Here is a 21,682-nt window from a genome sequence, read left to right as displayed (position 1 = left end):
CCTACTCTTCGGTGTAGGCGGACAGCGTATCCCCGGCATTGACGTGGATAGTTCCGTCGACCACACTCGATGCATTCAGAAACTCGTCGGTTTCGACATCGCGTGTCCAGCGCCGAGTGCCGTCGTCGAGTGCGAGCGCCTGCACGGTGGGCGTCCCTGTGTCGTCACTCGGTGCCGGGAACGTCGCCGAGTAGACCGTTTCGTCGACGACCGTTGGTGCGACCCACTGGTTCGACTCCACCGACCCCTCGACAGACCACTCCTCGTCACCGGACGCAGCATCGATCGCGTAGCAGGTTGCAGGCCCGGCCTCCGAGCCGGCGACGAGTTCGCCAACGAGGACCAGATCCTCGCTCACCGCTGGCCAGGCCGACGTGCCGGCGAACTCGAACTCCCAGCGGAACTCACCGTCGGCGGTATCGATCGCGTGCAGCGTCGCGGTCGATCCATCGGAGAACACGAGATACAGTGTTTCCTCCGAGACCGACGGAGCGCCGACGAACGACCCCTCGTCCCCGGTGGGCGTCACAGACCACCGTTCGTCGCCGGTGTCGGCATCCAGCGCGTAGATAACCGTAGATTCAGTTGTGGCCACGAAAACGGTACCGTCAGCGACGGCAGGCAGTGAGGCAGCCCTGCCCTCGACGTCGAACGTCCATTCCTCGTCGCCGTCGGTGGCATCGAGCGCGTACACTGTCTCGCCAGCCGAGGCGTAGACAGTTCCGTCGACCACTGCCGGGATTCTGGCCTGCTCCTGTGGGTCGAACTCCCACTCCATCTCCCCGTCTGCGGCGTCCAGCGCGTAGATGGTCGTCTGCTCGGGAGTCGAGCCATCGAGGAGCCACCCCTCGGCCACGTAAATCCGGCCATCGACGACTGCCGGTGTCGTCATCACGCCCTCGTTGGCTTCGAAGGACCACTCCTCGTCGCCATCACGGAGTGCGTAGACGATCCCATCGCCGGTGGCTGTGTAGACAGTACCATCGACGACTGCTGGCGGAGCCCAGATCGAGCTGTCGGCAGTAAAGGACCACTCCTCGGTAACGTCGTCGGTCGGTCCCGTTCCGTCGGGTACGTAGGCCGTGTTTCCCGGATCGTACCGGCTCATCCGCAGTTCACCGGTCGATCCGTCGTCCGCACCCAGACAGCCGGCGGTCGTAGCCAGCACTGATGCACTGGCGAGTGCGAGATACTCTCTCCGTCGCATCTGTGTTCTAGATCTACTCAACGAACCACTTAAATTGACAAACAATTTCTCTCTCGGAGAGACTGAGAGAGGCGCGTGCATCGAGACCGACAGTGCAACGATACGGGAAGTCGACCGATCGTAACCGACAAATATAATACATAACAGTGTGATCGACAGAGTGTAGCGGCGTATGACCCGAAATGTTCCGGTGGCGCCGATTTTTGATCCCCTCGCACCGCCGGCCGCGCAATAGGCCGGATAGCTGCAGCACTCGGGTCGGTTCACTACGGCTTCCGTAGTTGCAACTTCTGCTGATGACAGCCGCACACAGATGTCGCACTCCACAGCGGCCCCCAGGTGTCGGAATCCACGACGAACGACACCAGTCGAACGTGGGGGCCACCAGACGAGGAATCGCACGCAATCACACCAGTTCCAACGCTGTTCGGAACACCGTGGAACATCCACAGGGGGGACAGGACGATGAGCGAGCGCACCGAATCGGCGCAGGCCGCAGCCAGCGAGTACCCGCCACTGTGGCGAAACTGGAATTTCCTGCGGTTTTTCGCCGGGCGGTTCGTGACGAACGTCGGCGACAGCCTCTACAGTATCGCGATCCTGTGGCTCGTCTTCGAGCTCGGTGAGTCGACGGCCCTGACGGGAGCGGCAAACTCGCTTCTGTTGCTCCCCTTCCTGTTACAGATCGTCGCCGGCCCAGTCGTCGATCGGTTCCGGATCAAACCGATCCTCGTGGGATCACAACTCGTCCAGGGCGTCGTCGTTCTCGTGGTGGCTATCGCGGCGGTCACGGGAACTGTCACCCTCGAACTCCTCTTTGCGTTGATCCCGGTACTCGCGGTGATGAACCTCCTGATCGGCCCAGTCCAGTCCACGCTCGTCCCACGGATCGTCGCCGACGGGCAGCTCTCGCGAACTAACTCGGCCCTGGGGACGATTACCTACGGCGTGGACTCGCTATTCGAAGCAGTTGGCGGAATATTCATCGCTGTCTTCGGAACGACGGCACTGTTCGTCTTCGACTCGGCCACCTTCGTGGTCGCAGCAATCCTGTTCGCCGGGATGCAGATCCCGACAGTAGCCGGTGGCCACGAAGACCAGCCATCCGCGATCCGTACCTACGTTGCCGACCTCCGTGCAGGGATCGAGATCCTCCGCGGGACAGTGTTCGTAGAGCTACTGTTCCTCTCGGCGGTGTCCAACTTCGCCGTCGGTGTGAGTCTCGCACTCCTGCCAGCGTTCGGGTCGTCGCTCGGCGGGCCGACAGTCTACGGGCTGTTACTGGGCGCGCTCGGCGTCGGTCGGGTGGTCGGCTCGGCAGTCGCGTCGTCGCTGAAAACAGTCCCCTACGGTCGGCTGGTCACAGGTAGCTACCTGCTCGCCGGAGTGTGCTGGCTCGGGTCGGTGGTGACACCCTCGGTCGGACTGACCGTCGGATTGTTCGGTCTCGCCTGGGTGCCGGCCGGGATCGACGCCGTGTTGATTGCGACGCTGAACCAAAAGGTATTCCCGACCAGCATTCTCGGCCGGATCTCTGCGATCAAGGGCACCGCAGCCACGGCGACGCTACCGATCGGCTCGCTGGTCGGCGGCCTCGTCGGCGAACAGCTCGGGATTACAGCGACGATGGGGCTGGCTGCCGTCGGGTTCGCCTTCCCGGGGCTGTACGTCGCTGTACGGTCCTCGCTACGGAGACTGCCGGCGGTGGCCAACGCCGATCCATCCCAGTTTAACGTCGATGCCGTCCCAGCAAACTCGGAGAAGGAGTAGGGCGGGATCGACATCTTCGACCCACTGGTCAGTATCCTGCAAGCCGACTGAACCACCAGAGAAGCGAGCCGACCACGGTCGCGGCCAGATAAGCGACGAACAGCACCTCCTCGCCGAATACCGCCCCGATCGTCGTCGGGAGTAGAAACGCAGCACCGAGGAGCAGCCAGCCAGCCCAGCCCCTGCCAGGAGTGGCCAGTCTGTCCTCTGCTGGGCGGTTGACACCGGTGCGAACGACGGGGACAGCGATCGAGAGAACTCCGAGGAGAGCCGCGAGTTCGTAGTGGCCGGTTCCACCGCTGGCCGTCGCCCCGACCGCGAGAAAGCCAGCGATCCACAGAATGGAAAGCACTGCGACAGCCTGGAGAGCCACTGTCTGGCGACCATTCCCAACCAGTGCCGGGAGGACTGTCGCGTAACAGCAGACAGCACCGACAGCACCCGCGAGGAACGCCGGGATAGATGCAGGCTGGTCGAGGGCGACAAGAAGTGACCCGAACACACCCAGACTTCCGACGAGCAACCCGACAACAGGGACGTACTCTCGGAGCGTGCCCTGCCGACCGACTGACCGGACAGATCGGACGGTGACAGTCACCGACGCGAGGACGAGAAGCGAGCCGAGTACAATCGGAAACACTATCGCCGCGGTGAGTTCAGGCAGGAGGTCGGTCCAGACAGAGAACGGTAGTGTTGCAACCAGTTCCGTTCGGTTTGCGTGTTCGATAATACTCACTCACCACGGCCAGCGCCACCACATTGTTGTCTCACCAGCTACTAATGACTGCTCATGAGTGGCGGGAGCAGGATTCAGCGGACCCTCGACTGGCTACGCCCACCGCCACGGATCGTCGACTGGTCGATTTTCACGGCGGTCACCATCGCCGCCACGACTGGGATCGTCTCGTTTCTCGGCGTGACGCCGTCGTGGACACCGGTGTTCTGGATCCACCGGGTCGTCGGACTCACCCTCGTCGTTTTGCTCGGGTTCAAACTCGCCCGGGTTCGCTACCGGATCACGAATACGGACCAGTGGCAGCCCACGACGGCGCTTTCGGTGCTGACAGCACTCGTCGCGTTCGGAACCATCGGCACAGGGGTGGCCTGGGTGTTCGGCTTCAATCCGGAGATCCCGTACTTCCACTTTTTGAGCGTCCACGTCGGACTCGGACTGACGCTGTTTGCGCTGATGGTCGTCCACCAGCGGAGTCGGTTTCGGCCGCCGCGGCGTGTCGATTTCGACCGGCGTCGAACGTCGATGCAGTACTCGGTCATGCTCGTCGCTGGGGCGCTCACGTACCGCGGGCAGGAGGCCATCAACAACCTGCTGAACACCCCCGGCTCGGAGCGCCGGCTGACGGGGTCTCGACGGGAGGCGGGCACAGGAAACGGGAGTTTTCCGCCGACGTCCTGGGTCGCCGACGATCCGGACCGGATCGATCTCTCGGAGTGGTCGCTAACCATCACCGGGGCCGTCGAGCGTCCCCGCCAGCTACCCTACGACGAGCTATCGCCGGAGACACGGGAGGAAGCACTCCTCGACTGTACGAGTGGCTGGTACACTGTCCAGGAGTGGCGCGGTGTTCGTGTCGACGACGTGCTCGACGCGGTCGGACCGGAGACAGATGCGGCCTACGTCCGGTTCGTCTCCGTGACGGGCTACCGGTGGAGTCTCCCGATCGACGAGGCACGAGATGCACTGCTGGCGACACACGTCGGCGACGAACCACTCCGGCACGGCCACGGCCGGCCGCTGCGGCTGGTGGCCCCCGACCGGCGGGGGTTCCAGTGGGTGAAGTGGATCGACCGCGTCGAGGTCAGACACCACGGCGACCCTGCCCAGTGGCTCGTGACGCTGATTAGCGGATTCACGGACAGGGACTGATACTGCGGGCTGTCCGAAACTGACGAATTTCGCCACCCTGGGGTGGCGCATCTCTTTTCCGAATGTACAGCCGGCAGTACGAACAGTTCACAGCGACGCGCCACAGTTGTCACAGGAATCAGCGCCAGCATTCAGGGGAGCCTCACAGAACGGGCACTCCTCGCCTGAAGCGTCCTCGGCAGCAATTCTGGTCTCGTCGTCCGTCGCTTCCGGTGTGAATACACGTGTGTGCGTCACGTCTTCCTCGTCGTCGCCAGCCGGCTGGTTGGCTGCGGGCGTGTCGCTGTCTCCTCCCGCCGCTGTGTTGTCTGTCTCCGCCGTCGTCGCCTGCGAATCCATCTCTCCGGCCGATTTGGCTGTCGAAGCGGCCGCAGTCGATCCGTCGGTCGCGATGGTCGGATCGCTCGCAGACGAACTCGACAGACTCGACTGGCGTTTCGTCGTCGGGCGCGCGAACTCGGGATACCGCTGGCCTGTGCGCAGTTTCGAGCGGGGAAGCTCGTTGCCGCGGAGTCGTACCAGGAGTCCGACGACGAACTGTACGCAGACGTAGCCACTCCCGAGGACGAGCGGTGTCGCGATCGCCACTGCGAGAAGTGGCCGAACGGAGAAGCCACCAGCCGTCGCCGTGCCGTCGACGAGGCTGCCGGCACCGGTGAATCCGAGCAGATCGCCGAAGCCAGTGACTGCATCGACGGCGTAGGGTTCCCGGCCGGCGGCGACTGCAGCTTCGACCAGTACTGTGAGCAACAGGACTGTGCTGGTCACGAACAGCGAAAGCTGCTGGAGTCTCGGGTACGAAAAGGAAAAGACGCGGTAGCTGTAGGTGAGTGTCCGGATCTGGAAGTACAGTGCCGCCACGAGGACGACAGCCAACGCCGGCCCAGTCCCGACGATCGCGAGCGCAGCAAGTCCGCCGGCCAGCACGAGCACCGGCGGAACGAGCAACAGAAGCGGCGTAATCCGGTAGTACTCTTCGAGATTGTCGCTGACGTTCGTCACCGCGCGGTCGACGAGCCAGGTCGCCACGATCGCTGGGAGCACGACCCAGAGGACGAAGACGAGCCCAGCGATCGCAGTCGTCTCCCCGGTCCACGGGTCGACAGCCGTCGAGACGTCTGCAAACGAGGCGAACTGGGAGATCGCGGCCCCCGTCGCACCGACCCAGAGCGCGTAGCCACAGAGCGCGAGGAGCGTGCCAGCGAGCAGTCGCCACTCCCGGGTCACGACAGTACGCACGGAGATCGTCAATCCACGGCGGAGTCGGTCTGTATCCATTGAAAAGCGTCTCCTATGGGTGGGCTACTGTGAGGGTCGCGACATCCGAGAGTGTGATTTCGTCACCGGGTGAGATCCGTTTTCGGTCGCCTTTCGCCAGAGAACTCCCGTTTACCTCGGTCGGATTCTCGCCGAGGTCGACGAGGTAGAACTGTCCATCCTCGCGAACGAACCGGACGTGTTCACGGTGGATACGGACGGCGTCGTTTTCGTCGCCACCGGTCTCCGTGAGTATCTCCCGGAGTTTGCGGCCGACGGTCTCCCCGTCGGTGACCGCGATCTCCCGGTCTCGTGTCGTCAGGAGCAGTGATTCGGGTGCCCCATCGGCGGATTCGGTGGCGTCCGGATCGGCCCCGTCAGCTTCCGAGGCGTCGCCAGCGCCGGGGTCGCGGTGGTCGTCGAGATTCTCACCGCAGTCGGCACAGAAACTATCGTCGTCGTCGACGGCTGCACCACAGTCGGGACACTCCGTCAGCGCCGTCTGACCCCTGTGTTCGTCGAGGTTCTCCCCGCAACTCGCACAGAAGCTATCGCCTGCATCGACGTCGTCGCCGCAGGCTGGACAGGCAGTTAGCTCCTTGCTGTCGGGTTCGACCGCCGAGACATCTTCTCCGCAGTTCGGACAGAAGTTCGTGGCTGCATCGAGTTGCTCGGCACAGCCCGGACAGATGATTTCGGCGTCGCCTGTCTCGTCCTCACTCTCGGATCCCGCATCGCTGTCTTCGGGCTCCGGGGTTTCGGCCGCCTCGCTTGCACCGTCGGCCTCGGCGACTGCCGCATCTGCATCGTCGGTCCCCTCGACTGTCTCCACCGTTTCGTCCGTCTCGTCGGCTGTCTCGCCCGTCTCGTCGGCTCCGCGACTTGTCTCGTCTGCTTCGTTGTCCTCAGCGACGGGCTCATCCGCGTCCTCCGCTTCCGTTTCAACGCCGTCACGCTCTGTGTCGACTCCATCGCTCGCGGTCCCCCGGTCTTCAGGACTGCCCGTCGCTGGTTCGCTCTCGGCAGCGACTGCGTCGGAGGTCTCGCCACTCGGTTCGCTTTCAGTATTACTCACTGCGTCCATCTGGTCACTTTCGACGGTAACCTCGGAGTACTCTGGTTCCGGGTCGACGATCCCAGACGAGGTTACCTCCGAGTTACCGTCGTCAGCGACCGGATCGTCAATCTCCCGTGTCCCGGTTTCGTCCGGCGGATCCGGAATCGCGTCACCGTCGTACTTCCACTCGCCACACTCGGGGTTCGTACACCAGCCGCCTGCGGCCGTCGGATCGAACGCCGTCCCACAGACCTCACACTCGACTGTTAAACCAGTTCCTTCGGACATATTAGCACAGTTGTAATGGGGGAAAATAACCTTTTGCACCGAACTATTCACTCGTCTGAAAAGATCACGGTTTCGCGGTCGACGATAGGATCAGTGAGTTCCCGTGCACGGACCGGGAGCCCACCGTCTGCGGGCGTTTCGGGCAAGGAGGGGTCGTTGAACAGGATCGTCGATAAGTTGTCCTTACCACCGCGTTCGTTGGCGCGCTCGATGAGCGTTTCAGTCACGTCTCCCAGGGAACCCGCAGACAGGATCCACTCCCTGAGTTTGTCGTCCGTGACGACACGCTCGCGGATCGTCTCGGCGACCGCCTCACTCCGATCGCTTTCGAGATAGCTATCGTGGAGTGTCGGCGCGTCAGTCTGGGCGTCGATGACCCCATCACTGGTCACGAAGACGATATCCTCCGCGAACAGTGCAACCGTCTCTGTCTCGACGTTCACTGTTGCGTTCTCGGGGTCTTCGTGTCCCTGGCCGCCGAGCGCGCGCGTAATCTCGTTGCCGTTCGGGTGGACGTGTGCCTCGACGTCGTCGATTTTGCCTGCATCCCGAAGCTCCTCGACGACAGCGTGGTCTTTCGTGAGCCGAGTGATCTCTTCGCGGGCCTCGTTGACGACGTAGGCACGGCTGTCACCGACCCAGCCGTAGTGGAGTTGTCCACCAGCACAGATCCCCGCGACGACCGTCGTGTACGCGCCGATCCCCGAATCGGCTGCGTAGGAGAGAATCTCACGGTGGGCGCTCACGATGGCCTGCGCAACCGCAGCCTCCAGATTGGTTGCCGGGGCCCTCCGTTCACCAGTGTCGAAATCGAGACCGAACGGCGACGGATCGCTCCGTGCAGCACCGATCGCCACTGGGACGAGCTGTTCGCAGATTTCCGTCGTCGCGATGTAGGATGCCACGTCGCCACCCTCGTGGCCGCCAGCACCGTCGGCGAGCGCGAACACTGCGACACTCCGATTCGTCGGCGCCCCGTCCTCTGTCTCCCCGCGATCTTGCAGGCCACCACGGTGGCCCTGTTCGAAGACGCTGATCGCAACGCTGTCCTCGTTGATCCCACCTGCTCGTTTCCGGTCACCGACATCGTAGTTGGTTGCGTAGTTCATTGTCAGCCTGTCTGAAATTCGAAGGTGACGCTGTAGCTCGGATGGACGAGCGCGATCAGATCGCCGTCCGTCAGCTCGTAGGTCGTCGGCGGAATCTGCCCGTACCGGTCGGTCGGATCCTCGCCCTGCGCTTCGAGTCGCTCCCGGCCCGTCTCACAGAGGACACGCTGCCAGCCATCACCGGTCTGGACGTAGGTGCCGTTGAGGCTCCGATCCCGGAGTCGCCAGTGATCGTCCTCGAACTCGAACTGGACCTGCACGGTCGAAATATACTCCCCGTCGTCTTCGATCGCGATCGAAGGTGTCGGCCCCTCGGCGTAGCGCCGACCGAGGGTATCACCGGGATAGATCGTGTACGTCTCGTCCTCCTGGACGTAGGTCAGCGTCGCTTTCTGTGGCGGCGTCGGATCCTTCGCTGTGAGCACCTGTTGCATCACCGTCGCGTTGGGATACCGATCCTCGTAGGCAGTCTGAGTCGCTGTCTCGACGATCGAGGCCAGATACGGCTCGCAGTCCGCGCCGAAATCTCGGGGATTCACACCGTCCTTTTTCGGGACGGTCCCCTTGAGCAAGAAGAGGAGAATCTTGCCGATCGAGTAGACGTCCGACCACGGCCCCTGCCGGGAATCAGAACTCCCCGCCTCGGCGACCTCCGTGGGTTTGTACGGGCCGAGGATCGTCGTGCCGGAATCGGCGGCCTCCCCGTTCGCATCGAACCCCGTCGCAGTGTTGAAATCGATCAGCTTCGGCACTGCGCGCCCACCGCGCTCGACAACCATCACGTTGTCCGGCTTCAGGTCGCGATAGACGATCTCGTTTTCGTGGAGAAAACTCATCGCAGCGGCGAGGTCGATCCCAATCTCGCGGACGTGGTCGTCGGGAAGTGGCCCGGTCTGTTCGATCGCCTCGTCGAGTTCGTAACCGTCGACGTACTCCACGACGAGCATCGGCGTCCCGTCGTCCTCACCCCGTTCGACCAGACTCATCAGGTTCTCGTTGCCGCCGGCGGCCTCGATCCGTTCGAGTGTCTCGGCTTCTTTCAGAAAGTACTCCTCGATGACGTCCGGATCGTTGCTCGATCCCTCGTAGTTGGGGTATTTGATCGCGACGGTCTCACCCGTATGGGTATCGATGGCACGATAGACCGTCGCGAATCCGCCCTGGCCGGCCTCCCCGTCGATCTGGTAGCGGCCGGCCACGAGCGAGCCGATTTCTGGTACTGACATCAGTTGTGTCGGGGGTTATTTCTGGACGCCGTCGTCGTCGGTGACGATCTTCGTCGCACGGTTTTGCTCCGCACGGCCACCCTCCTTGACGATCTCTGTTTCGCGTTTGGCCTCGGCGACGACTTCGGTCTCCTTGCCGTGGATCTGTGTCATCTTCTCGACCTGCGTTTCGGCTGCCTCGACGTTGCCTTTGCCCAGTTCTGTCTTGATGACGGTCTGCTGGTGGGACAGCTGGACGTCCTCGTTGTTCACGGCGAGTTTCTCGTTGTCCTCGGTGTAACTGACGGAGATGGTGTCGCTTGCCTCCTCGCCGCGAGCCGTGAGGGTCACCTCCGCGAGGACTACCTCACCCAGCTCCTGCCCCTCCTCGATTGCTGGTGCGTGGATCTGCATGACGACCTCCTGGGACTCCCGTTCGGTCAGATCGGGCAGTTTGACGATCGCCGTCTCGGCCTCCCAGTCGAGTTCGACTTCCTGTGCCTGCGGGAGCGCTCGATAGACGTCGCTGAGTTCGACACCCGGTGCAGGAGTTACTTCGAGTCTCGCGTCGGGTGCGACGACGTCTTTCGCTTGCTCGACAACATCGCCGAAGAAATCCTCGATATCGCCGGCCGCTTCGAGATGGGTCCACTCGCCACGGGCCGTCGTCCCGAGCGTTCTGATCGTCTCTTCGTTGTACTCCGCACCGATCCCGGCCGCCTCGATCCGGATCCCAGACTCGTCGACGTCGACTGCGATATCCCGAAAGTCCGCCGGTTCGTGTTCTTTGTCCTTCCCGTCGGACAACACGAGAATCCGCCGAACCGGCGTCCCGGCGGTCTCGTCGTAGAACTTGAGCGACTCCAGCGAGTTTTTCGCGTTCTCGATCCCCTCGTACATGTCGGTCTTGCCGCCGGCGGTGAGTTCCTCGACACACGCTATCGCCTCGTCTCTGGTGAGGTCGCCCCACCGGGAGGGACCGAGCACGCGCTCTGCGTCGGAGTCGAAGGTCGTGATACTGATGTAGTCGTCAGCTTCGAGGAGGCCGAACACCCAGCTGGCACCCTCGCGGGCGCGCTCGATTTTCTCCCCCGACATCGAACCGCTCGTATCGATACAGAGCGCGATGTGGCGTTCGACCGCAGTCTGTTTTTTACCGGGGCTGACGTCGATATTAGCTGTTAGTTTCGTTCCACTCGACGGAATATATGGACGATTGAGCGCAGTCGAAATCTCCGGGACCATACCTGTTGCATCGGGGTGCCATCGTATCAATCTTAGCACGGCAGGTGTGAATCGAGTAGTATTTTTCTAACTCTAGATAGGATACTCCTAAAGAGGCCAACCCGGCCACTCTCCCCCGGTTCACCGCCACAGCCTGAAGTGTGCTCCCAGTGAACTGTTAGTATAATGGAAAATCCTCGACGAACTGGCCAGGCAGACCCCGAGCTGGTCGCGGCCAGCTGTGACGGCGCTGTCGATCTGCAGGTGGACGTTGGGATGTTTGTCGCCCACGCGCCCGACTCCGATCCTGATCAGCTGCGGTCGTTCGCGACACAGGCGGCCGAGGATGCAGTCGGTGAACTGGCGTCGGCGACGGACGTGAGCTGGCAGTTCTACCTGGAAGAGCCGGCACGACTCTCCGATCACGACCGTCGCCGGCCGTCGGAGTTTCTCGACCGCGCCACCCACCAGATGGTCGAGGGACCCTACGATATGATCGTCGTGGTGACAGACGTCCAGCTGGTTTCGAGCAGGGAGCGGTTCGTTCCCGGGCTGGCATCGCCGCTTGCCCGCGTCCTCGTCGTCTCGACAGCGAATTTACGGAGCGCACCACGCGGCAAATCGAAACGCCCGCTCGATGAGGCGGCTGTCCGCTGGAACGGGGCGACCCTGTTGATTCACCTCGTCGGACACGTACTTGGCGCGCACCACCGCGACGCCGACGGAGGCGTCATGGAACCGTTTCAGTTCGAGCCGGAACGACGGGAGATCCCGCCGATGGACGCGGACGTGAAGCGAACCCTCCGTCGGATGGCGAGAGAGGTTCCCGCAACCGAGACGACCCCGCGGGGGCCAGTTGCGCGGCTGGGGTTTCACGCCAGCAGTGCGGTTCGAAACTCCGGCGCAGTCACCCAGGCAGTGATCAACAGTCGAGCACCGCTGCTACCGCTTTCCTTGCCGAAACTCTCGACGGCAGCAGTCGCGCCGACACTCGTCATCGTCTTCAGCGCCGAGACGTGGGATGTCGGCTTCCATCTGAGCAACGTAACTGCCGGGCTGTTCGCGGTCACGAGTATCCTCACTGCTGCCCTCTATCTCCTGTTCGCACAGAAACTGACGTTCCCACGAAAGCACCACGAAATCGTCACCGAGCATACGGCACTGGTCAACGTCACGGTGGTACTCGTCCTCGTACTCGTGATGGTCGGGCTGTTCTCGCTCGTCTGGGGTATCATGCTCGTCATCGAACTGGTCGTCTTTCCACCGAATCTGATGTCCAACTGGCCGAGTCTAGAAGAGCCAGTCGTCGGCCTCGTCGACCTCGTCCGGACGGGCGCGTTCATCAGTACGATCGGTGTGCTCTCCGGCGCGCTGGCGGGTGGTCTGGAGGATCGGACGCTGATCAGTCACCTCACCCTGTTTCTCGACCAGCCGTAGCCAGCCCCGTCCCCTGCCGGGAGCACAGTCCCGAACGAAGAAGCATAGAAGTTGGATAGAACTACCCGAAGATAGTTGCAGGTTTTGTCACATTAGGTAGCTTTCCTGCAGATATCGTTAACAAAGTGACCGACTTTTACTCGGGTTGGCTCCGTAACTGAACTGTGCCCTCCTCCCGAGACACAGATCGTCAGCTGGATCGTTCGCAACTACTCTCCTCCCATCTGCTCGGACTCCTGGCCGTGTTCCTCGTCGTGCTAGTTTCGACACAGCTGGCAGCGGGAGCAGTCGTTGCATCGCCGACGACAGCGGCGAGCACACAGGATCTGACGGCCTCCACAGAACCAGGAGACGAGACACCACTCGACTCCCTGGAACCGGATACCGCGTCCGACGAACTGTCCGCGGAAGGCGAGTATCGTTTCAGTGATCACAAACTCGATTACAGTCTGAACGATCACGGAAGCGAACAGGGGACGACGTATCGAGCTGGCGACTCACTCCCATACGAGATCGGTCCCACCGAGACGACGATCAATACGATCTCTTCGCACGCGGAGGACATCTCACCACCGGTTTTGTTGACCCTGCTTGGATACAGCCGGTACGATAGTTCGGATCCACTGGAACACGAACTCCGTGCTGCGTTGCACGACCGGATACAGTCAGATGCCGGCCTGACGCTGGCAGAACTCACCAGCGACACCGACGTCTCCGAGTCCACGGTGCGCTATCACACCCGTATTCTCGAAGAGGAATCGCTCGTCGACAAGGTGGATCTCTGGGGGAACGTCCGTCTCTTCCCGGCAGGCTACGAGTCAAAAGAGCGAGCGCTAACGGTGGCGGTCGACGATACCGCGCTCAAAAGCGTGCTGTCGGCTGTTCGGACGACCGAACCGGCGACGGTGACGACGATCGCAGCGGAGATCGACCGCTCGCCGAGTACAGTGTCACACCATCTGTCGCGACTCGAAACAGCCGATCTCGTCGACCGGGAGCGCAACGGGAAACGCGTCGTGACGACGCTCGAACCGGACGTTCGTCGTGCACTGAGCGCCGGGACTGCCGAGACGGAGACGCTTGCACGGAGTGTGAGTGACTGAATCCGAGCGTCGTCGGGATACCGAACCGGAATAAAAGGAGTGATCGCAGCGCTGGAGGGCCGGTAACGTCAGCGTGTTACTGGGTGCTGTCAGTGTCGGACCCGTTTTCGGGGTCCTCGGTGCTGTTCGTCGGATCTTCAGTCGGATTTTCCGGGTCGTCAGTACCGTTTCCGGAGTCGTCGGCACTACCGTCCATGCCGCCCTCGACGACGACGACACCGCGCATATCGGGTGCGTGTGGTTCACAGATGTATTCGTACTCGCCGTCGGCTTCGAACGTGTGTTCGTGGGTGTAGCCGGTGTTCTCGATTTCCGCCTGTCCGTCCCAATCACCGTCCTCGGGCTGTGATTCGACGACGATATTGTGGTTGTCCGTTGCCCACTCGAAGGTCACTGTCGTGCCAGATTCGACGGTCAGTGTTTCCGGCTCGAACATCGTCGGGCTCTCTTCGGGGCCAACTGCCACGACGTTCGCTTCGGATTCGGCTGCAGCATCGTCCTCGGTGTCGTTTCCATCACCATCCTCCTCGGCTACAGTTTCAGTGTCTTCTTCGGAGTCGTTGCCGCTCGGTTCCTCTCCGGGACCGGTACCGGATTCGTTCTCCGGTGATCCCGATCCGGTGTTCTCGTCGTCCGATTCGTCGCCGCCGCCAGAACAGCCCGCGAGTGCGACTGTGGCTGCTCCAACTGTGAGACCGATCATGCGACGTCGTGAGAGTGTGTCTGTCATGAGTAGCGATGTGGGTGAAAGGGGCAGGGGGTCTGATCGCAGTGCGGGAGGGGGATACGGGTGTCTGCATCCCCCATCCTATCCGTGGCCCATCAGGATATAATAGATATTGTAGAATGCGTCGAAAGGTTCGAACGACATTGACTCGATCCCGGCGAGAGAGTCGCGTCGAGCGGACACAGCAGCCCCTTCAACTGCTAGCGGTGAGTTCAGACGGACGTCTCACCCCTGGCCGACCATCCGATCCTCGTCTTTCCACTCCTGCTCCCGGAGTTCGTACTTCTGGACCTTGCCGGTCGCGGTCGTGGGGAGTGTTTCGACGTACTCGATCTTTCTGACGATCTTGTAATCCGCGAGGTTCTCACGCGTGAACGCGGTCAACTCATCGCCGGAGACCGGCGGATCGTCCGGATCGCCATTGGACGGGACGACGAACGCTTTCGGTGTCTCACCCCAGCGATCGCTCGGTGCCGGGATCACTGCGACGTCGCCGACAGCCTCGTGATCGAACAGCGTATCTTCGAGTTCGATACTCGAGATATTCTCACCACCCGAGATGATGATATCTTTCTTTCTGTCCTGGATCGCGATCATCCCGTTGTCGTCGACCGTCGCCAGGTCGCCCGTGTGGTAGTAGCCGTCCACCCTGTCGTGGAACGCCTCCTCGGTCTCCTCGGGTTTGTTCCAGTACCGGTCCATCACCTGGTTGCCTCTGACGACGACCTCGCCGACCGTCTCGTCGTCACGGGGAACGTCGTTGCCGTCATCGTCGACGACGCGGATCTCGGTCCCGAGATAGCCCAGTCCCTGTCGTTTCTTGACGGCGAACCGGTCGGGGCTGTCGTCGTCGAACTGTCGCCGTGCGTCGGAGGTCGTGATCAGCGGCCCGGTCTCGGTCGCGCCGTAGACGTGTTTCAGATACCAGCCGAAGTCGTCCTCGACAGTCCGGATCGTCGCTTCCGGCGGCGCACTGCCAGCCGTCGCGATCCGCACGTCGTTCTCGCCCGTCGTCTCGGGATCGTGCTCCCTGTAGTAGTCCACCAGCATGTTCAACACAGTCGGCGCACCGCACAGATACGAGACGTCCTCCGACTGGACGGCGTCGAAGATGTCCCCGGCGTCGACACCGCGGGTACAGATCTGTTTTGCACCCATCCCGGTGACGGCATAGATGTGTCCCCAGCCGTTCACGTGGAACATCGGCAGCGTCCAGAGGTAGATGTCGTCGTCCGCGAGGTTCTGGTGGAGCGAGACCAGATACGCGTGCAGCGTCTCGGTCCGGTGTGTCCGGCAGACGCCCTTTGGCTCGCCGGTCGTCCCCGACGTGTAGTTGATCGTAGTGACGTCGTCTTCGTTCATCTCCGGCCGGTCGAAGTCGGGCGTCGAAGATTCGAGCACTGTATCGAAGTCCTCCCACTCGCCCTCGACAGCGTCGGAATCGTTCGTGACGAACGTCTCCGTCGGAACCTCGTCGCGAACCTGCTCGATTTTCGCCGCGTACTCGTAGTCGGCGTAGATCGCGTCGACACCCGCATCTTCGAGGATGTACGAGAAATCATCCGGCGTGAGCCGGTAGTTCAGCGGCGTGTGGATCGCCCCGAGTTGCATCGACCCGTACGCTGCTTCGAGGTGGTAGTGGGTGTTCGGATCGAGGACGGCGACGCGGTCACCTTTCTCGATCCCGCGGTCGGCAAGAAACGCCGAAAAGCCATCGGCGCGATCCCCCAGTTGGTCGTACGTGAACCGCTCCCCCGTCGTTGCGACAACGGCTTCGTCGTCACCGTAGTAGTCCCTGGCACGATCCAGGAAGTCTGTGACCAGCAGTGGTTTGTGCATATGTAACCATTATTTAGTGCATATATCAACCCCGGGGTTGTCGAGGGATCGCTTCCAGCCTGACGAAAGAGAACCGGGGAAATGCGGGGAAAGGTCCGCTCACCTGTCGAAGGTGGATTAGCAGAGAAACAGGATGATCGACTTCTGAATAGCGTCGATTCCGTCAGTTTGTGGCGGGAAATCAAAGGCCTCGGCACTCGAACCCGGACGGTTTACCAGTACCAGCCGATTTCGGCCGGCCGAGTATCTAGCAGTAGTGAATACTTCTATCGTCCTCGTCCCGGGATTCGAGATGTTCGTCGATAGCTTTCACCACATCTCCGATATCTCGACCTGCTTGCTGAACATAGATGATCCCAGCGTGATCGAAATCCGAGTTTTCGACGAGCGAGAGAAAGTCGTCGTCGAATGTCACCAGAATCCAGTCATTATTCAAGGCATAGGCAAGATGTTCTGTATCGGGGTCACCGAGTCGGTCTTCGCCGCGAGCTGTGTGTACGGTCCAGCCACGGCGACGGAGCCCATCTGCGACTGGAACCCAGATACTCTCGTCACAGTACAGCGGACTCATGCCTGTGCGGGCTCTGTCGATCGAAATTCGTCGACGTGGTCGTAGTAGTAAGCAAGAGCGCGGTGGACGTCCCCGAGCGAAAGATCCGGATACAACTGCGTAATCTCGTCGGGATCGTACCCGCTGTATTCGTAGGCGACGGCAATGTCCTTGACCCGGATTCCAGTGCCCTCCACTGTTGGAGCACCGTTACTGTGATCTGGATCCTCTACGATGGTCATACAGCGATTTGGTCGCTATCGGATATAAACATGCGGTCGCAGTAATCGTCGTTTCAGTGAGAACGGTAATCAAGAGTCTGTACGAGTGTACAGGTAATAAAACAGACCTGCATTGTGGAGCGTGTGTCCAGCGAGTGGCACCAGCAGATTACTCGTCCAAAGATAGAGACTACCGAGCACAATACCACCAAGCCCCGAAATGGACATCTCCTTGATAGCACTACCGTCAATTTCTCGTATCGATTCTACACTGTTAGGGTAGTGATAGAGTCCGAACAGGACACCGTTCAGAACGAGACCCCCTGCGACTCCGAGAGTATCGACCAACCAGACGAGCACGATTCCTCGAAACAGGAGTTCCTCTGCTCCACCGACCAGCGACCCGAGTGGGACCATCAGCCATGGAGAGGGACCGGCCAATCCACTCGTATCCTCTGTGTCGGTTTCTTCCCACGGATCGATATCTGCTGCCTGTATAGCTACGCCAGTCAACTTGGAGAAAATTCCAACGAGGACTGCAAGACCCCAGAGGAGCGGAGAAGTGGCGAGGATGAGGACAATTTCGTGCGTCCCTGGTTGGCCCCATTCGATTACAGGCGCAAACGGTACCACAACGAGAACGAAACCTGTCGCCCCAGGGAGAACGAACAGGAGACCCGCCGTGATACTCCAGCGACGCGCCGAAAACGCTCTGAATCGCTTCGCAAACTCGAACCAGACTACCGGGATTGCTGAAACCACAACCGCAGCGAAAATCAAAAGCAGGCTGTTCATGATAGCGACTCCAGCCCGATATTCTCAAGAATCAATTAAACGATTTCTCATTCATTGTTGATTGAGCACGACAGCAAAATCACTACACTGCGGTACCAGTAAATCGGTGGCCTCGGCACTCACGACTCGGGATCTATCCACGCACAAGGTCGGCCTACCAACCCGCACTGTCGGACTCGACCAACTCGATAGCGTGCTCGATGAGCGGTGTCGAGAGATAGAGGCTCGTATCCTGCTTCAGTTCACGAAGTGTGCACTTTGTAGTCTCCTTGGCTAACGCCCCCCGACTGAAACCGTACAGTACGACACCCACCGAACCGTGTACTTCGACACCTTCTTCGTTTGCTGTGTTTCTCGCGTCCATATCGTCAGTCAAGAGGATTGCGTCGCGGTCGGTACAGACGACAAGTGCAGCGGTCTCTCCTGGATCGAGATGTGGAGACACGGAGTCAGTATCGGCAGTAACTTGTTCGACAGAGAATTCGAGTTCGGATACGTCGGTGGGACCATCTTCGAGTTCGTCGAGAACAGTCTTCGGAACGAGTATCTCTCCTGTCAGTTCGAGCAGTGACAGGGCATCTGCTTGTTCGAGATGTATCAACGGGCCAGCGTCGGCAACGACTAATCGACTCATCGAATGTACTCAGGCCTGCAGTCCCCACCGTACGTCTTCCTCAACTGCCTCCCGAGCGGTATCGACCTCTTCGACGAGTTCGGCACCGAGATGTCCGATCGCTTCCTCCCGCGTGATCTCGTCGTTGAGGTATCTGCTAACGATCATATCTCGATAAAGTGTCTCGACGCCTGTCTCGACAGCCTGCTGAATAACCGCTGATTCGTCCATCTCGTGATGTTCAGCGAGTTCCTTGACCCGCTCCGAGACGGTGTCAGTCGTCATAACTCCACCTTGGTCGCTTATCAATATAAACACGGGTGTGCCTACGATAGCCGTCGGTTCGAATTTCAGGTCTGGACAATGGAGGCCCACAGTTCAGAACACTCGGGAATGCCAGCAGCAGGTGGGGACTCTCTGGTACCAGTAAATCGGTGGCCTCGGCACTCATAGGGTTCGTCACCGGGCGGACTGGTCCCACCCTCGGGCCCATACTGTTCGTCATCGGCCATCCGGGAGTAAACGTCGTTGCTCAAAGAGCGTTCCGCCACGGGCGCCAGCGTACCCACTAGCAGAAGAGTATATCCATCAGCCAGTCTGAATTTTACCATGACAAACGTTGCGGTCGAATCGCTGCAGTCTATTCCGATCTGGGGGCAGGTTCTGATAATTCTCGCTGTGTCGGTTCTCGCCGCGAAGATCATCGAACTACTGGCGCAGGGTATCATCAGTCGGTCGGCACGGTTGACGGGGAGGAACTACGACGAAATCTTCACAGACGAGATACGCAGTCCGCTGTATCTGACCGTAATTCTGGCAGGTGTCTACGCGAGCGCACGACTACTACCGCAGGTGCGGGTCGGCTTCTTCATCTCCTCGGCAGCTATGTCGATTCTCGCAGTGCTCTGGGCGTACGCGATCGTCCAGCTGGGTGGCCGGCTCATCGAGGCCAACAACAAGTCACCATCTGGCCGGGAAATTACACCGGTATTCAAAAACCTCGTCACCTTCTCCGTGATCGTTGCGACTTTCTTCTCACTGCTTAGTATCTGGAACCTGGATGCGACACCGTTGCTCGCCTCCGCCGGGATCATCGGACTCGTCCTCGGGATCGCCGCCCAGGATGCGCTCGGAAACTTCTTCAGCGGCATCTCGCTGTATCTCGATAAAACGTACAAACTCGGAGATATGGTCGAACTCGAATCGGGCGACCGCGGAACGGTGATCGACATGAGTATCCGGAGTACGACGATTCTGACCCGGGACAACATCGCGATCACCGTCCCGAACGGGCTGATGAACGAGGAACCAGTCATCAACGAATCGGCACCCGTGCGGAAACGGCGGGTCCGGCTCAACGTCGGGATTGCATACGGCTCCGAGCTGGAGACAGTCAAAGATGGATTGCTGGGGGCCGCCGACGAGGAGCCGATGGTCCTCGAAGACCCGGCCCCAGCGGTCCAGTTCCGGGAGTTCGGGGAATCAGCAATCGTCGCGCAACTGCAGTTCTATATCGAGCATCCAGCCCAGCGAGGCCGGGCACGACACGCCCTGATCGAGCGCATCGACGAACGGTTCCGCGACGACGAAGTCAAGATCCCGTTCCCACAGCGCGAACTGTCCTTCGCCGACACAGAGCAGGGGGCCGAATTCGACACGGCAACCACAGTCTCGGAGCGACGAAATGAACAGTACGGCGATCGATAGCCGACCGTCTGGCTCGAACGGGCTCTCGATCAGCGATTATTGCTCGTCTCTCGTCTTGATATCGGCCGACAGTCCCTGCGCCATCTCGATATCCTCGTCGTTGTTCAACGTCCAGGCAGTCCGCTCGGTGACGGCCTCGATGACTTCCCGTGCGTGTGGGGCACCAGCGCCCGATTTCTTGACGCCGCCGAAGGGAAGCTGTACCTCCGCACCGATACACGGGAGGTTGCCGTAAGCCAGCCCAATCTCGGCGTGATCGCGGTAGTAGTTGATCTGGCGATACTCCTCGGAGATGATCGACCCCGCGAGCCCGTAGTCGGTGTCGTTGTGAATCTCGACAGCCCGCTCGATATCACCGTCGTACTCCAGCAAGGCGACGTGGGGACCGAACACCTCCTCACTCGTACACCGGAGTGGTTCGTCCGGATCAGCCTCGTAGACGAAGGGGCCAACCCAGTGACCCTCTTCGTGGCCGTCGGGAATCTCCGACTCGTCCAACTCTGTTCGGTCGACCAGTACGTTCACTCCCTCGGTACGGGCGAGTTCGTTGTACTTCGTTACTTTCTCGACGTGCTGGTCTTCGATGAGCGGCCCCATGAACGTGTCCTCGTCGAGCGGGTCACCGACAGCGACGTCTTCGGCAACCTCGACGAAGCGCGCTTTGAACTCGTCGTAGACGTCGGTATGGACGACGAGTCGCTCGCTGGAGACACAGCGCTGGCCCGTCGTTTTGAACGAACTCATCACTGCGGCGTGAACGGCGATATCCAGATCTGCGTTCTCGGTGACGACGACGGCGTTTTTCCCACCCATCTCACAGGAGACGTTCTTCTCCGGTTCGGTGGCCACCTGCTGGCGGACCTTCTGGCCGACCTCCGCGGAGCCAGTGAAGAGGACCGTATCCACGGCGTCGTCCTCGACGAGTGCAGCGCCAGCGTCACCGAAGCCCTGGACGAGGTTGAACACACCGTCGGGAATTCCTGCGTCGACCATCATTTCGGCGACGGTCTGTCCACATAGCGGCGTCTGTTCGGCGGGTTTCCAGACGACGGTGTTCCCCTGGGCAAGTGTGACGGCCATATGCCAGAAGGGGATCGCGACCGGGAAGTTCCAGGGCGTGATGCAGGCGACGACGCCGCGGGGTTTCCGGCGCATGTACGAATCCTTCGTCGGGACCTCGCTGGGGACGATATCCCCCTGTGGATGGCGGGCATCGCCGGCAGCCCACTCGACCATGTGCCAGGCCTCGGTGACGTCCGCTTTCCCTTCGGAGATCTCTTTGCCACACTCCTTGGTGACGATCTCTCCGAGTTCCTGGTGGCGGTCCCGGAGTTCGTGGTAGACGTCCCAGAGATACTCCGCGCGGTCGATCCGGGAGAGTGCTCGCCACTCCTCGAAGGCTTCGTCTGCAGCGTCGACCGCCCTGGCCGCGTCGTCCTCTGTTGCCCGGTGGAACTCCCCCAGCGTCTCGCCAGTTGCCGGGTTCTGGCTGGTGAACGTCTCCGACGCTCCCCCATCGGTCCACTCCCCGTCGATGTACTGATTGTACAGCTCCGACATGTGTTACACTATGTTAGCCACGTGTGAAAATTCATCCGGCGAACATCACAGCGGAGACGGGATGTGGGTGTACGATTGGTCAGTTCTTATTGTTGATTCGTGGGGTTGGAAAAGTCCCGAGCAGCGTT

At 60.9% G+C, this 21,682-nt stretch carries 20 protein-coding genes; 5 read left to right on the top strand and 15 right to left on the bottom strand.

Annotated elements, in window-relative coordinates; genetic code table 11:
- Position 1: 1 nt before the first annotated feature.
- Positions 2-1,207: an outer membrane protein assembly factor BamB family protein gene (locus EOW68_RS10085; protein ID WP_431358854.1), complete on the bottom strand. Its 1,206-nt coding sequence runs from the start codon at positions 1,205-1,207 to the stop codon at positions 2-4.
- 465 nt (positions 1,208-1,672) lie between these two features.
- Here EOW68_RS10085 and EOW68_RS10080 point away from each other — a divergent pair, with 465 nt between their 5' ends.
- On the top strand, positions 1,673-2,977 hold the full coding sequence (locus tag EOW68_RS10080; RefSeq protein WP_128225138.1) for an MFS transporter: 1,305 nt from the start codon (positions 1,673-1,675) through the stop codon (positions 2,975-2,977).
- Between the two features lie 28 nt (positions 2,978-3,005).
- On the opposite strand, the gene EOW68_RS10075 is transcribed toward EOW68_RS10080, so the two are convergent.
- Complete coding sequence (locus tag EOW68_RS10075; RefSeq protein WP_128225031.1) at positions 3,006-3,713, bottom strand: hypothetical protein; 708 nt, start codon at positions 3,711-3,713, stop codon at positions 3,006-3,008.
- 54 nt (positions 3,714-3,767) lie between these two features.
- Between EOW68_RS10075 and EOW68_RS10070 the strand changes: the two genes are divergently transcribed.
- Positions 3,768-4,862, top strand: a complete 1,095-nt coding sequence (locus tag EOW68_RS10070) for a molybdopterin-dependent oxidoreductase (RefSeq protein WP_128225030.1) — start codon at positions 3,768-3,770, stop codon at positions 4,860-4,862.
- Positions 4,863-4,949: 87 nt separating this feature from the next.
- Here the strand turns inward: EOW68_RS10070 and EOW68_RS10065 are convergent, their stop codons facing one another.
- From EOW68_RS10065 to EOW68_RS10045, 5 genes are read right to left on the bottom strand one after another with little or no spacing between them, the layout of a single operon-like run.
- Positions 4,950-6,140 carry a zinc ribbon domain-containing protein gene (locus EOW68_RS10065; RefSeq protein ID WP_128225029.1) on the bottom strand — a complete coding sequence of 397 codons (1,191 nt, stop codon included), beginning with the start codon at positions 6,138-6,140 and terminating at the stop codon, positions 4,950-4,952.
- 13 nt (positions 6,141-6,153) lie between these two features.
- Positions 6,154-7,464 (bottom strand): double zinc ribbon domain-containing protein, encoded by a 1,311-nt coding sequence (locus EOW68_RS10060; RefSeq protein WP_128225028.1) that lies wholly within the window; start codon positions 7,462-7,464, stop codon positions 6,154-6,156.
- A gap of 47 nt (positions 7,465-7,511) precedes the next feature.
- Positions 7,512-8,573 (bottom strand): protein phosphatase 2C domain-containing protein, encoded by a 1,062-nt coding sequence (locus tag EOW68_RS10055; RefSeq protein WP_128225027.1) that lies wholly within the window; start codon positions 8,571-8,573, stop codon positions 7,512-7,514.
- A 2-nt stretch (positions 8,574-8,575) separates the two neighbouring features.
- On the bottom strand, positions 8,576-9,799 hold the full coding sequence (locus tag EOW68_RS10050; RefSeq protein ID WP_128225026.1) for a protein kinase domain-containing protein: 1,224 nt from the start codon (positions 9,797-9,799) through the stop codon (positions 8,576-8,578).
- A 15-nt stretch (positions 9,800-9,814) separates the two neighbouring features.
- A complete protein-coding gene (locus EOW68_RS10045) occupies positions 9,815-11,023 on the bottom strand; it encodes a vWA domain-containing protein (protein WP_128225025.1) in 1,209 nt (402 codons plus the stop codon).
- A gap of 165 nt (positions 11,024-11,188) precedes the next feature.
- On the opposite strand from EOW68_RS10045, the gene EOW68_RS10040 reads away from it, so the two are divergent.
- On the top strand, positions 11,189-12,439 hold the full coding sequence (locus tag EOW68_RS10040; protein WP_128225024.1) for a hypothetical protein: 1,251 nt from the start codon (positions 11,189-11,191) through the stop codon (positions 12,437-12,439).
- A 164-nt stretch (positions 12,440-12,603) separates the two neighbouring features.
- Entirely contained in the window at positions 12,604-13,542 is a 939-nt protein-coding gene (locus tag EOW68_RS10035) for a winged helix-turn-helix transcriptional regulator (protein WP_128225023.1), read from the top strand.
- 76 nt (positions 13,543-13,618) lie between these two features.
- On the opposite strand, the gene EOW68_RS10030 is transcribed toward EOW68_RS10035, so the two are convergent.
- From EOW68_RS10030 to EOW68_RS10000, 7 genes are all read right to left on the bottom strand, one after another.
- Entirely contained in the window at positions 13,619-14,272 is a 654-nt protein-coding gene (locus tag EOW68_RS10030; RefSeq protein WP_431358853.1) for a cupredoxin domain-containing protein, read from the bottom strand.
- A 222-nt stretch (positions 14,273-14,494) separates the two neighbouring features.
- Entirely contained in the window at positions 14,495-16,108 is a 1,614-nt protein-coding gene (locus EOW68_RS10025; protein ID WP_128225022.1) for a long-chain-fatty-acid--CoA ligase, read from the bottom strand.
- 247 nt (positions 16,109-16,355) lie between these two features.
- Positions 16,356-16,679, bottom strand: a complete 324-nt coding sequence (locus EOW68_RS10020) for a DUF5615 family PIN-like protein (RefSeq protein ID WP_128225021.1) — start codon at positions 16,677-16,679, stop codon at positions 16,356-16,358.
- Positions 16,676-16,900, bottom strand: coding sequence for a DUF433 domain-containing protein (locus EOW68_RS10015; protein WP_128225020.1), 225 nt, complete (start codon positions 16,898-16,900; stop codon positions 16,676-16,678). The genes EOW68_RS10020 and EOW68_RS10015 overlap by 4 nt, the downstream gene beginning before the upstream one ends.
- Before the next feature lie 69 nt (positions 16,901-16,969).
- Complete coding sequence (locus EOW68_RS10010; protein ID WP_128225019.1) at positions 16,970-17,674, bottom strand: CPBP family intramembrane glutamic endopeptidase; 705 nt, start codon at positions 17,672-17,674, stop codon at positions 16,970-16,972.
- 154 nt (positions 17,675-17,828) lie between these two features.
- On the bottom strand, positions 17,829-18,308 hold the full coding sequence (locus EOW68_RS10005) for a PIN domain-containing protein (protein ID WP_128225018.1): 480 nt from the start codon (positions 18,306-18,308) through the stop codon (positions 17,829-17,831).
- Positions 18,309-18,317: 9 nt separating this feature from the next.
- Positions 18,318-18,572, bottom strand: a complete 255-nt coding sequence (locus EOW68_RS10000) for a hypothetical protein (RefSeq protein ID WP_128225017.1) — start codon at positions 18,570-18,572, stop codon at positions 18,318-18,320.
- Positions 18,573-18,896: 324 nt separating this feature from the next.
- On the opposite strand from EOW68_RS10000, the gene EOW68_RS09995 reads away from it, so the two are divergent.
- Positions 18,897-19,994, top strand: coding sequence for a mechanosensitive ion channel family protein (locus tag EOW68_RS09995; protein ID WP_128225016.1), 1,098 nt, complete (start codon positions 18,897-18,899; stop codon positions 19,992-19,994).
- A gap of 36 nt (positions 19,995-20,030) precedes the next feature.
- On the opposite strand, the gene EOW68_RS09990 is transcribed toward EOW68_RS09995, so the two are convergent.
- Complete coding sequence (locus EOW68_RS09990; RefSeq protein WP_128225015.1) at positions 20,031-21,554, bottom strand: aldehyde dehydrogenase family protein; 1,524 nt, start codon at positions 21,552-21,554, stop codon at positions 20,031-20,033.
- Positions 21,555-21,682: the final 128 nt, after the last annotated feature.

This window comes from Halovenus amylolytica (assembly GCA_004015825.1).
GTDB classification, from domain to species: Archaea; Halobacteriota; Halobacteria; order Halobacteriales; family Haloarculaceae; genus Halovenus; species Halovenus amylolytica.
This window is presented reverse-complemented; position numbering and strand designations above follow the sequence as displayed.

Excerpts from the sequence above, each read along its gene's own strand:
- EOW68_RS10085 (WP_431358854.1), bottom strand. The coding sequence starts at position 1,207 with ATGCGACGGAGAGAGTATCTCGCACTCGCCAGTGCATCAGTGCTGGCT.
- EOW68_RS10080 (WP_128225138.1), top strand. The coding sequence starts at position 1,673 with ATGAGCGAGCGCACCGAATCGGCGCAGGCCGCAGCCAGCGAGTACCCG.
- EOW68_RS10070 (WP_128225030.1), top strand. The coding sequence starts at position 3,768 with ATGAGTGGCGGGAGCAGGATTCAGCGGACCCTCGACTGGCTACGCCCA.
- EOW68_RS10065 (WP_128225029.1), bottom strand. The coding sequence starts at position 6,140 with ATGGATACAGACCGACTCCGCCGTGGATTGACGATCTCCGTGCGTACT.
- EOW68_RS10060 (WP_128225028.1), bottom strand. The coding sequence starts at position 7,464 with ATGTCCGAAGGAACTGGTTTAACAGTCGAGTGTGAGGTCTGTGGGACG.
- EOW68_RS10055 (WP_128225027.1), bottom strand. The coding sequence starts at position 8,573 with ATGAACTACGCAACCAACTACGATGTCGGTGACCGGAAACGAGCAGGT.
- EOW68_RS10050 (WP_128225026.1), bottom strand. The coding sequence starts at position 9,799 with ATGTCAGTACCAGAAATCGGCTCGCTCGTGGCCGGCCGCTACCAGATC.
- EOW68_RS10045 (WP_128225025.1), bottom strand. The coding sequence starts at position 11,023 with ATGGTCCCGGAGATTTCGACTGCGCTCAATCGTCCATATATTCCGTCG.
- EOW68_RS10040 (WP_128225024.1), top strand. The coding sequence starts at position 11,189 with ATGGAAAATCCTCGACGAACTGGCCAGGCAGACCCCGAGCTGGTCGCG.
- EOW68_RS10030 (WP_431358853.1), bottom strand. The coding sequence starts at position 14,272 with ATGACAGACACACTCTCACGACGTCGCATGATCGGTCTCACAGTTGGA.
- EOW68_RS10025 (WP_128225022.1), bottom strand. The coding sequence starts at position 16,108 with ATGCACAAACCACTGCTGGTCACAGACTTCCTGGATCGTGCCAGGGAC.
- EOW68_RS10020 (WP_128225021.1), bottom strand. The coding sequence starts at position 16,679 with ATGAGTCCGCTGTACTGTGACGAGAGTATCTGGGTTCCAGTCGCAGAT.
- EOW68_RS10015 (WP_128225020.1), bottom strand. The coding sequence starts at position 16,900 with ATGACCATCGTAGAGGATCCAGATCACAGTAACGGTGCTCCAACAGTG.
- EOW68_RS10010 (WP_128225019.1), bottom strand. The coding sequence starts at position 17,674 with ATGAACAGCCTGCTTTTGATTTTCGCTGCGGTTGTGGTTTCAGCAATC.
- EOW68_RS10005 (WP_128225018.1), bottom strand. The coding sequence starts at position 18,308 with ATGAGTCGATTAGTCGTTGCCGACGCTGGCCCGTTGATACATCTCGAA.
- EOW68_RS10000 (WP_128225017.1), bottom strand. The coding sequence starts at position 18,572 with ATGACGACTGACACCGTCTCGGAGCGGGTCAAGGAACTCGCTGAACAT.
- EOW68_RS09995 (WP_128225016.1), top strand. The coding sequence starts at position 18,897 with ATGACAAACGTTGCGGTCGAATCGCTGCAGTCTATTCCGATCTGGGGG.
- EOW68_RS09990 (WP_128225015.1), bottom strand. The coding sequence starts at position 21,554 with ATGTCGGAGCTGTACAATCAGTACATCGACGGGGAGTGGACCGATGGG.